This window comes from Nocardia sp. NPDC006630, from assembly GCF_040611495.1.
Lineage (GTDB): Bacteria > Actinomycetota > Actinomycetes > Mycobacteriales > Mycobacteriaceae > Nocardia.
This window is the reverse complement of record NZ_JBEXOK010000009.1, coordinates 445,428-455,327: the sequence shown is the minus strand read 5'-3', so window position 1 is coordinate 455,327 and position 9,900 is coordinate 445,428. Positions and strand designations below refer to the sequence as shown.

The 9,900-nt window shown below is 65.3% G+C and carries 9 protein-coding genes; 6 read left to right on the top strand and 3 right to left on the bottom strand.

The annotated features are described in order from the left end of the window. Window positions 1-267: 267 nt before the first annotated feature. From ABZX86_RS28305 to ABZX86_RS28295, 3 genes are read left to right on the top strand one after another with little or no spacing between them, the layout of a single operon-like run. Complete coding sequence (locus ABZX86_RS28305; protein WP_355127691.1) at window positions 268-1,452, top strand: SpoIIE family protein phosphatase; 1,185 nt, start codon at window positions 268-270, stop codon at window positions 1,450-1,452. Further along, window positions 1,449-3,059 carry a CHASE3 domain-containing protein gene (locus tag ABZX86_RS28300; RefSeq protein ID WP_355127690.1) on the top strand — a complete coding sequence of 537 codons (1,611 nt, stop codon included), beginning with the start codon at window positions 1,449-1,451 and terminating at the stop codon, window positions 3,057-3,059. The genes ABZX86_RS28305 and ABZX86_RS28300 overlap by 4 nt, the downstream gene beginning before the upstream one ends. Continuing rightward, complete coding sequence (locus ABZX86_RS28295) at window positions 3,056-3,493, top strand: response regulator (protein ID WP_355127689.1); 438 nt, start codon at window positions 3,056-3,058, stop codon at window positions 3,491-3,493. The genes ABZX86_RS28300 and ABZX86_RS28295 overlap by 4 nt, the downstream gene beginning before the upstream one ends. A 49-nt stretch (window positions 3,494-3,542) precedes the next feature. Here the strand turns inward: ABZX86_RS28295 and ABZX86_RS28290 are convergent, their stop codons facing one another. Further along, a complete protein-coding gene (locus ABZX86_RS28290; RefSeq protein WP_355127688.1) occupies window positions 3,543-4,388 on the bottom strand; it encodes an RNA polymerase sigma factor SigF in 846 nt (281 codons plus the stop codon). 171 nt (window positions 4,389-4,559) lie between these two features. Here ABZX86_RS28290 and ABZX86_RS28285 point away from each other — a divergent pair, with 171 nt between their 5' ends. Both ABZX86_RS28285 and ABZX86_RS28280 read left to right on the top strand, forming a co-directional pair. Then, a complete protein-coding gene (locus tag ABZX86_RS28285; protein ID WP_355127687.1) occupies window positions 4,560-4,997 on the top strand; it encodes an anti-sigma factor in 438 nt (145 codons plus the stop codon). 36 nt (window positions 4,998-5,033) lie between these two features. Continuing rightward, window positions 5,034-5,975, top strand: a complete 942-nt coding sequence (locus ABZX86_RS28280) for a sensor histidine kinase (RefSeq protein ID WP_355127686.1) — start codon at window positions 5,034-5,036, stop codon at window positions 5,973-5,975. A gap of 28 nt (window positions 5,976-6,003) precedes the next feature. Here ABZX86_RS28280 and ABZX86_RS28275 read toward each other — a convergent pair whose 3' ends face one another. Continuing rightward, the gene (locus ABZX86_RS28275) at window positions 6,004-6,351 is read right to left on the bottom strand and encodes an STAS domain-containing protein (RefSeq protein ID WP_355127685.1); all 348 of its coding nucleotides are present in this window, start codon (window positions 6,349-6,351) and stop codon (window positions 6,004-6,006) included. Between the two features lie 342 nt (window positions 6,352-6,693). On the opposite strand from ABZX86_RS28275, the gene ABZX86_RS28270 reads away from it, so the two are divergent. Beyond that, on the top strand, window positions 6,694-7,005 hold the full coding sequence (locus tag ABZX86_RS28270) for a hypothetical protein (protein ID WP_355127684.1): 312 nt from the start codon (window positions 6,694-6,696) through the stop codon (window positions 7,003-7,005). Between the two features lie 633 nt (window positions 7,006-7,638). On the opposite strand, the gene ABZX86_RS28265 is transcribed toward ABZX86_RS28270, so the two are convergent. Next, window positions 7,639-9,147, bottom strand: a complete 1,509-nt coding sequence (locus tag ABZX86_RS28265) for a DUF222 domain-containing protein (RefSeq protein WP_355127683.1) — start codon at window positions 9,145-9,147, stop codon at window positions 7,639-7,641. Window positions 9,148-9,900 lie beyond the last annotated feature (753 nt).

The window sequence follows — 9,900 nt, the reverse complement described above, 5'->3', positions numbered from 1 at the left end:
TGTGGTGGGGTCTTTTATGCCCGGGCAACTCTAGTGCGCCCCAGTGGGGCCGGCCGCCCCCCCCCCCCCCGCCGGTCTGTTTCTGTTCGGGGCAGGGCCGGTTCCCGCCCGGCCGCGTATATGAGAAGGTGGGCGTCCGGAAGGAGGCCGAGATCGATGTCCAGCTGGCAATACGGCCGACCCGGCCAGATCGGCGAACACCCAACCCCGGCTGCCACAGTGGGTAATTCGACCGCCCCCGCGGGCCGTCCGCCGGAGGGGAGACGAGTGGATCGCCGTCCGACGGTGCTGCTGGTCGAGGACGACCGTGCCGACGCACTGCTGGTGGAGGAGCTGGTCGCCGACGCCGCGCCCGGCCTGCATCTGCGGTGGGCGCGGACGCTCGCCGAGGCCTGTGCGAGTCTCGCCGCGGATCCCCCCGACTGCATACTGCTGGACCTGCATCTTCCCGATGCGCGCGGGCTCGAGGCGCTGGAGCGGATTCACGCGGTGACCGATGAGGTGGCCGTTGTCGTCCTGACCGGACTCGACCAGGAGCGAACGGGATTGGCCGCGATGTCCGCGGGCGCCCAGGACTATCTCGTCAAGGGCCGTGTCGAGCCCGAATTGTTCGGTCGCGCAGTGCGATACGCGATCCAGCGCAAGGAGGCCGAGCGGGCCGCGGTCGCGCTGCGCGCCGAGCAGATGCGCGCCCAGGAGAACGCCCGGCTCGAACGCGGTCTGCTGCCGACCCCGCTGCTGCAGAGCGACCAGGTCGTCGATGTGGTCTCGCGGTATCGACCGGGCCGGGCGCACTCGCTGCTGGGCGGTGATTTCTACGATGTGGTGCAGGACGCCGACGGTACGGTGCACGCATTGATCGGCGATGTGTCCGGCCACGGACCCGACGAGGCGGCAACCGGTGTTGCGCTGCGATTGGCCTGGCGCACTTTGGTTCTCAGTGAAATCACCGGGAAACGACAGCTGCAGCTGCTGGAGCAGATGCTGCTCGCCGAACGCACCGGGCGGCATACCTTCGCCACCGTGACCACACTGGTCCTGCAACCGCGCCGGCATGTGGTGCAGGTGATGCGCGCCGGACATCCGGGCATGCTGACGCACACCGACCGCGGCGTCGAATGGCTCGAGGTTCCGGGCGGACCGGCCCTGGGATTCATTCCGGGACAGGCGGATTGGCCGATCCACGAATTGGCCCTGCCGCCGGGCACCGGCCTGGTGCTGTTCACCGACGGCCTTTTCGAGGGACATACCGGCCCGGGGGACGAGCGATTGGGTGAAGAGGGACTGCTCGCCCTGGCGCGCGAGGTCACCGCCCAGCAGCCCGACGATTTCCTGGACCAGCTCATCGGGCGGGCGGAGGAATTGGCCGAGCAGCAGGGCGGTTTGGCCGACGATATCGCGGCGCTCTATCTGAAGTGGACCGATGAACCACAGGATCAGGACCGACCATGAGCCTTCCCGACCACAAGATCAGCCGGGCCGGGCGCATGACGGTGCAGGCCTGGTTTCATCTTGTTCTCGCGCTGATGGTGCTGGTCGAACTCATCGGCGCCGGTTTCCTGACCGTCGCCACCGCACACGCCGCCACCGTTTCGGACCGGCTCTCCAAGCAGATCCAGCCCGCGGCCACCGAGGCCTACCGTCTGCAGGGTGCGCTCGCCAATGAGGAGACCGGCGTTCGCGGGTACACGCTCACCGCCGATGCGCAGTTTCTCGACCCGTATACGCAGGGAAATCAAGACGAGGCGCGCGCCGCGGCCCGGATGCGCGAGCTACTGCACGATCGTCCGGAGCTACTGGCGGATGTCGATGCGGTGGAACAGTCCGCACAGACCTGGCGGCACCAGTTCGCCGACCCCTTGCTCGCCACCGTCAGTCCGGGGGTGATTCATCCCGTCGACCCCGTCGCCACGGCACGCGGCAAAGTGCTGTTCGATGATCTCCGTACGCATTTCGCCACCCAGAACACGAATCTCGCCACCGCCGTGGTCCGGGACAAGGCGGACCTCGATCGAAAGCGCACGGTGCGCGATGTCGCGCTGGCGGGCATGGTCGCAGCCTTCCTGCTGACCGCCATCGCGCTCACAATTCTGGTGCGGCGCTTGATCGTTCGCCCGCTCAGTGCGCTGGAGAACGCATCCCGGGACGTCGCGGGCGGTGACTTCGGCCGGCGCATCACCGCCGGCGGACCCGCCGACCTGATGACGGTGGGGGAGGCGGTGGAGGGCATGCGCCGCCGGATTGTCGCGGAACTGGATGCCTCGCGAATCAAGGAGACCCTGCTGGCCGCGCAGGCCGCGGATCTGGATACCCAGGCCATGGAATTGCGCCGATCCAATGCCGAGCTCGAGCAGTTCGCCTACGTGGCCTCGCACGATCTGCAGGAGCCGCTGCGCAAGGTGGCCTCGTTCTGCCAGCTGCTCGAGAAGCGCTACGGCGATCAACTCGACGAGCGCGCAACGCAATACATCGAGTTCGCGGTGGACGGCGCGAAGCGGATGCAGGTGCTGATCAACGATCTGCTCACCTTCTCCCGGGTGGGCCGGGTCAGCGACCACATCGCCCCGGTCGAGGTCGATCAGACGCTGGACAAGGCGCTCGCGAACCTGGCCGCCGTGGTGGAGGACACCGGGGTGCAGATCCAGCGCCCCGAGCGGCTTCCCGAAATCATCGGCGATCCCACGCTTTTGATCATGCTGTGGCAGAACCTGATCGCGAATGCGGTGAAGTTCCGCGAACCCGTGCGGATGCCGATCGTGCGGATCGACTGTGAGCCGGAGCCGGGTGACACGCCCGGGTGGCGGTTTTCGTTGGCCGACAACGGTATCGGCATCGCTCCCGAGTTCGCGGAGAAGGTGTTCGTGATCTTCCAGCGATTGCACAGTCGCGACGAATACAGCGGGACCGGCATAGGATTGGCCCTCTGTAAGAAGATCGTGGAGTTCCACGGTGGCCACATCTGGATCGATCCGGAGTACACCGGCGGCGCCCGATTCGTCTTCACCCTCTTCGATGCCGAGCCGCGGTCCGAAGCACTCGACAAGGAGATTCCGGCGTGACACAACTCGGCAGGCCCATCGATATCCTGCTCGTCGAGGATGATCCGGGCGATGAGCTCATGACCCTGGAAGCGTTCGAGCACAATAAGATCGGCAATACGGTGCATGTCGCCCGTGACGGCGAGGAAGCGCTGGATTTCCTGTACCGCCGTGGCGCGCACGCGCAGGCCCCGCGCCCGGATCTGATCCTGCTCGACCTCAATCTGCCGAAGTACGACGGCCACGAGGTGCTGAGCCGAATCAAGACCGATCCGGATCTCTCGCTCATCCCGGTGGTGGTGCTCACCACCTCGGCGGCCGAGGAGGACATCCTGCGGAGCTACAAACTGCATGCCAACGCGTATGTCACCAAGCCGGTCGATCTGGACCAATTCGTCTCTGCGATAAAGCATATCGACGACTTCTTCGTACAGATCGTCCAATTGCCGAGATAGCACCGACTTGCCGAGCCGGCACCGGCGCGGCGCAGGTCGGTCGATCGGCTCAGGCGACCCGGATCTGGTCCAGCGCAGTGCTTCCCTGATCGAGCGCCTGCTCGCGCAATACCGACAGCACCCGAGCGAGCTTGCGCGACACCTGCATTTGCGAAACCCCCAGTCGCTCGGCGATCTGCGACTGGGTCAGATTCTCGAAGAATCGCCACACCAGCAGCTGGCGGTCGGCCGGGGGCAGCGCGGCGAGCAGCGGCCGCACCGACATCGAGTCCTCGAGCAGGCGGTAGCACGGCTCCACGGTCCCGAGGGTTTCGGCAATGGGCCGCAGTGCGGAATCGTTGCTACCGGTGCGCGGGGTGTCGAGGGAGCCGGCCTGGTAGGCATTGCGCGCCACCATGGCCTGGGTGACCTCCGTCACGTCGACGTCCAGTTCGGCCGCGATCTCGCGGGCGGTGGGGAACCGGCCGAGGCGGTGTGCCAGCACCTCTGTCACCGGCCCGAGCTGCTGCTGCAGCTCCTTGGCGCGCCGCGGTACCCGCAGCGCCCAGGTGCGGTCGCGGAAGTGCCGGCGCACCTCACCCATGATCGTGGGGATGGCGAACGACAGGAAGGTGCTGCCACGAGAGGCGTCGAAGCGGTCCACGGCCTGCACCAACCCCACACAGGCGATTTGGTGAAGATCGTCGTACGCTTCGCCGCGCCCGTCGTAGCGGCGTGCGATATGTGCGGCCAGCGGCAGACACAGCTCGATGATGTGCTCGCGCACGGAGTCCCGATTCGGGTCGGCCGCGGGAAGTGCGGCCAGCTTCTCGAACCAGGGCTCGATATTGTCGTAGCTGTCTCCATTGCTGCGGGTCTGGCGGGGTTCTCCGGGCTGAAACGTCGCCGTGCTCATGAAGTTTCCTCACTCCCAATCGAATCCGTACTCGTACTTCATACCCCATCATCCGTTATTCAAACGTGACCTGATCTCTCTGGCTGGATTCGCGGGCCCCCGCGCACGATCGAGGGCGGGGTAATCTGCCCGCGCCGGAGGATCGCGTAATATGCAACAGCGGAGGGTGACATGGATGGTGGCGCCGCACAGCCATATTCGGGCCCGGCAACGATCGGGCTGCAGGTGCCCGCGTTGCCGGAACAGCTGATGATGCTGCGTGCGCTCGCTGAAACCGTCCTGCATATGGCCGACTTCGGAATCGGCGAGGTCAATGACATTCGTCTCGCTCTCGACGAAGTGGCCACAATTCTGATACAGGATGCGATTCCGGGCTCCATACTCGACTGTGATCTGACCTACGATCGAAGCGGATTGGGCGTCCGTCTCGCCGCTGTCGCCTCTTCGGAGGCGGTTCTGGAGGACGGCAGCCTGAGCTGGCATATCGTGCGCACGCTCACCGATGGACTCAGCGCCACCCAGGGCTCGTATTCCGCACTGGTCGCCGGTTATCCCACCGTGGTCGAGTTCCGGTGGCGCAGCCGCACGAGCGAGGGCGGCCAGGCCTGAGCCGGTGCGGCAGTGCAATATCGAGGTAAGGATTTGATGACAACTGACATCGGCGAACTACCTTCGGACCCGTTCCTGCATCGCGCGTTCTTCTATCGCGGCAGTGATGAATATCTCGCAGGCACAATGGATTTCATTCGCACCGGACTCGCGAACGGCGAGCCGGTAGCGGTAGCGGTACCCGGCGCTAACCTGACGCTGGTGCGCGATGCGCTCGGCACCGATGCCGGTGCGGTACTGCTGGTGGATATGGCTGTGGCAGGCCGTAATCCGGGCCGGATCATTCCCTCGGTGAAGCGGGCTTTCGCCGATGCGCATCCGCAGCGCAGTGTGCGGATCATCGGTGAGCCGATCTGGGCGGGACGGTCGGAATTGGAGTACCCGGCGTGCGCGCAGCACGAGGCGCTCATCAATGTCGCGTTCACGGGCCGGGAGGCGACGATTCTGTGCCCGTACGACACGGCGGGGCTGGACCAGGTGGTGCTCGACGACGCGCTTCGTACGCACCCGGTTGTCATCGACAGTCATGGCGAGGGCGCCAGCACGGTGTACGACCCCGGCCGAATCCTGGATTCCTACAATGAGATCCTGCCCGCCGCACCGCCGGACAGCACTGTGATCGCCTTCGACGAAGCCTCGCTCGCGAACACCCGGCATACGGCCACCGGCTTCGCCCGGAGCGCCGGTATGACCGCGGACCGCGCCATCGATCTCGAACTTGTTGTGGCAGAGGCGACGACGAACTCGGTGGTGCACGGTGGCGGTTCCGGCGCTCTCACCCTGTGGGTGGAGCAGACCCAGATCGTGTGCCGGGTGCAGGACAACGGTTGCATCGCCGACCCGCTGGCGGGCCGTATCCCCGTGCCGCCGAACCGAATCGGCGGGCGCGGACTACTGCTGATCAACCAGCTGAGCGATCTGGTGCGCCTGCACACGACACCGCAGGGCAATACGCTGCAGATGCATTTCGCGTTGTGAGTGCCTGCGGTGCGGGTGTTTGCCCGAGCTAGGACTTGCCGGCCAGGGCCTCGTCGAGGGTGTCGTACACCTCGAGCAGTTCATCGAGCCCCGTGAGTTCGATGGGACGCCGCACCGGTACGGATCCGACCACGCGCAGTTCCCGGCCCGCCACCGACTCCAGGGCTTCGACCAGCACACTCAGTCCTGCCGAGCCGAAGAATCCCACCTCGGTCAGGTCCAGGATCAGCAATTGTGAAACGGTGGCCAGCGATTCGGCCACCGCGGCGGAGAGTTTGGGCGCCGACACCATATCGACCTCGCCCGACACCGATAGCACCACTGCCGAATCGATCGAGGTGGTCCGCACGCTCAATTCGCGGTTCTCGCTGCTCACCGACTGTTCTCCCGATGCCCGATCGATCCGTCTTCGCGAATCGTCACTTCGCCACCTCCGACACCTTGGCGCTGCGCGAGCCGACTGTTCTGCCGACCGGTAAGCCTACCCGCGAGAACCTACCGCCAGTAAAGTTATACAACCCATGTCGCTACCGACACGGTTATCGGCGAATCGCCGCCCCCACCGCCCCGCGTGTTGCCCACTCGCGCCCGCGCTGCCCAATTGTGGTGCCTCGCTCTGCTTTCCTCACCGCGGCCATGCGTGCTGCTTCGATGCCCGCACCCCGGGTAGTACCTCCCAAGGTATGCCCCAGTAATCGTCACGAACGGAGGCCTCGAAATGAGCATCGAACCGCACAAAGCCCGAGATCAACGCCGCCCCCTCTCCCGTCGATTCCGCACACCACGCACCCACGCCGGAGAAGGCGTCGAAGACAACTACAACCTCCCCGGCCTGGCCCTACTCGCCCTGGCCCTCGTAGCGACCGCCCTGGCCCTGATCGCCGCCGCCTACGGCTTCCATATCCGAGCAATCACCGCCGCAGTAACAGCCGCCGTCCTCTACCTATCCGGCGGCCTCTGGCTGGCCATCGAGTGGCGCCGCCGAAACGCCCAAGGCCGCAGCAACGACATTGAACGCCAAGGCCATTAACGCCCAGGGCCGATGCACACCCCAACCCCTGCTGATCGAACCCTTGCCCCCACTCGTCCACTCCACCGCATCCCGCCCTACAACCCCGACCAAACATCCATCCCGCTCTTCGTCTTTTGTGTTTTGGTCTCGAGAACGGCACCACGGCCGGTCGACCGAGCTGGTACCGCAGGTAGTTCTCCCAACTGCGGAAGGTAGGCCGGGTACGGCTCCCGACGTGCCCAGCACGGCCATCTCGGGCTTTGCCCGCACCCTCTTGCTGATCAACCCTGTCCGGGCCGCATGCAACCCAGGTGCACCGGCGGTTTCGGTATAGAAGCCGTCGGTGCACCTGGGTTGCTTGCGCCGAGAGGCGGTGGTGGGTTTCTGGGTGCGGGCAGGGCCCGGGATGGCCGTGCTGGTGGCGTTGGGTGAGGTACCCGATTTACCTTCCGGGCCAAGGAGATACCTGCGGTACCGGGCGGAAGACTGGCTGTGGTCCGATTTCAGAGACAAAGACGAAAAGACCAAAGATTCAAAGATCAAGACGCCTGGGAACAAGGGATCGAAGAACACGAACCCGAAAACCCATGTCCGGCAACGACCTCTAGCACCGACAGGATCAACCTGTCGGTGACACCAGGGGCGGGAAACCTATTGTCGCGGTGGGGGTGTGGCGACCCGGCGGAGCACCCGGTACCGCACCGGGGACAACCCCGAGGCACGACACACCCTGCGAGGCCGCAGCGACGGCGGAGCCTCGGTCAACAACTCGGCCGGGTGATGCAAGTGATTGACCCGCGGAGTCCGGGACGGATCCACATGCGCCGGAGCGATCCACGCCGTCCGACCCGGAAAGTCCGAATCCTCACCCAGCTTGATCGTCTTCCAGCCGCGTGGCCCGTCCTTGACCAGGGCGTGGCAGTGATCGCACGCCAAGGTCAGGTTCTCGATATCGGTGGGGCCGCCCTTGCTGAACTCGGTCACATGATGGGCCGCCGCCATACTCGCCGGAGCCGAGCAGCCCGGGCGGGTGCACCCGCGCTCGGTGGCGATCAACGCCATCCGTTGTGCCGGGTTCGCCAACCGGATTTCCCCGATGTGCAACGGCATCCCGTTCTTGTTCTTCACGAGCACGAATGTCTTGCAGTCGCGGGCCATCAGCTTGAGGGCGTTCTCGACCGGGATGTGCCCACCGGTGGCCAGGGTCGCTACCCCCGTAGCGCGTTCGACGTCCTCGATGTCGATGGTCATGATCGTCGAGACCGGCAGGCCGCGGTGGGAGCCGAGTTTGGCGGGGTTGAAATCCGGGTGCAACACCGCCAGCAACGCATCATGCTGACGTTGGGCCTTGCTGCGCTCATCACGGGCCGCGCACGCTTCCAGCACCTCCCGCGGCACCGGGTTGTCCTCATCCTCGACCCACGGGCTTTCCTTGTCCGCCGGGTTGCACATCCCCGGACGCGCCAGCTTCGCCATCACCGCATCGAACGCCGCACGCGCATCCGGGGTGAGCTCGACAGTCAGAGTGGACATCAGGTCGTAGCGTTGCGGGCTCAGGACCGCGCTGCGCTGGTTCTGCCGGTCCGCGTCCTCGGTCAGCTTGCCGTCCGGGTCCAGGTAGCCCAGGATCATCTCCCCGATCCTCGGCAGGTGCGTCGGATCCAAGGCACGAGCCTGCCGGGCCAACTCCTGTTCGGCATACGCACGAGCCTCGGCAGGGACCTTGCCCGGCAACCGGTTCATCACCTGCCGGATCACCCGCACATGATCGAGAGAAATCGCCCCCTCGTCCAAAGCCTGGGCCGAACACGGCAGCACCGGGGCCGGGTCGGGCTCGTCACCGACGCGGCGCCACACCGCGAGGTCTTCGGCGGTGCGCCACCGGTTGATCGCGTCCCCGTGCGAAATGTGCAGCACCGATTGCAAATACAGGGCCGGGCTACCGGAACCGTTGAGGGCAGGCAAGGACCGCGCGCAGGCTTGCACGATCAGATCCCGCTGCACCGACGCCAACCGGCGAGTGCAGGTCTCGATCTGCTGCATCAACGCCACAATGTCGGTGTCCGACACCGGAATCAACGGCAGAGTGGTGAGGGAATCGACCGCAGCGGCCAGTGCTTGCGCACCGGTCGCGATTGCGGATTCTCCCCCTGATTCCATGCCTCTATTCTACTCCGCGAAAACAGACCCGGAAAGTCGAATTCCGTTGTGATATAAGGCTATTCAGAATATCGAGTCTTTATCTTTCGTCTTGCATCTCCATCTCTTGCCCTTCTTGTCCGGGCATCTTTTGTCCTGTCCTTATCCCTTCTCTCTCAAGGTGTTTGGCCATGGACCCATGGCCCGCCTCCCTCTCCTACCGGGGGTGGAGGCCCGACTCGTCTCAGGGCACGATGCGGGTGGAAGATGTCGCGCATAGTGTTGGCCACCGTGACAATTGAGATTGATGGGCTCGAGGGAATTCTCGACGGGGACTTCGTCGTCGGGCTGGCTCAGGTGACGCCGCTGCGGGGAGTGGTGGTGTCGCCGGTGAACAGTGCCGGGTGGGATGCGGAGACTTCGACGTTTTCGTTTACCAGTGATCTTGCGGCGTTCAAGAAGCTGCGGCGGCTGGAGCGGAATCCGCGGGTGGCTGTGGTTTTTCATACGCGCGAGCACGGCACTGCGGAAGGTGGTGAGTACGTGCTGGTGCAGGGGGATGCGAGTTTCTCTTGGTATCCCGATCGGGAAGCGCTGACCCCGTTCTATGGGCGGCCCGGTACCGCGCTCGGGCCGGAGAATCTCGGTGGTGCCTTCTGGGACTGGTGGCTCGGTCCGTTCTGGTGGGATCGCATTGTCGTGCGCGTCCACGCCCAGCGCGTGATCGCGTTCCCGGACGCCGAGTGTGCGGGTCCGGCATCGGTGTTCGGTGCT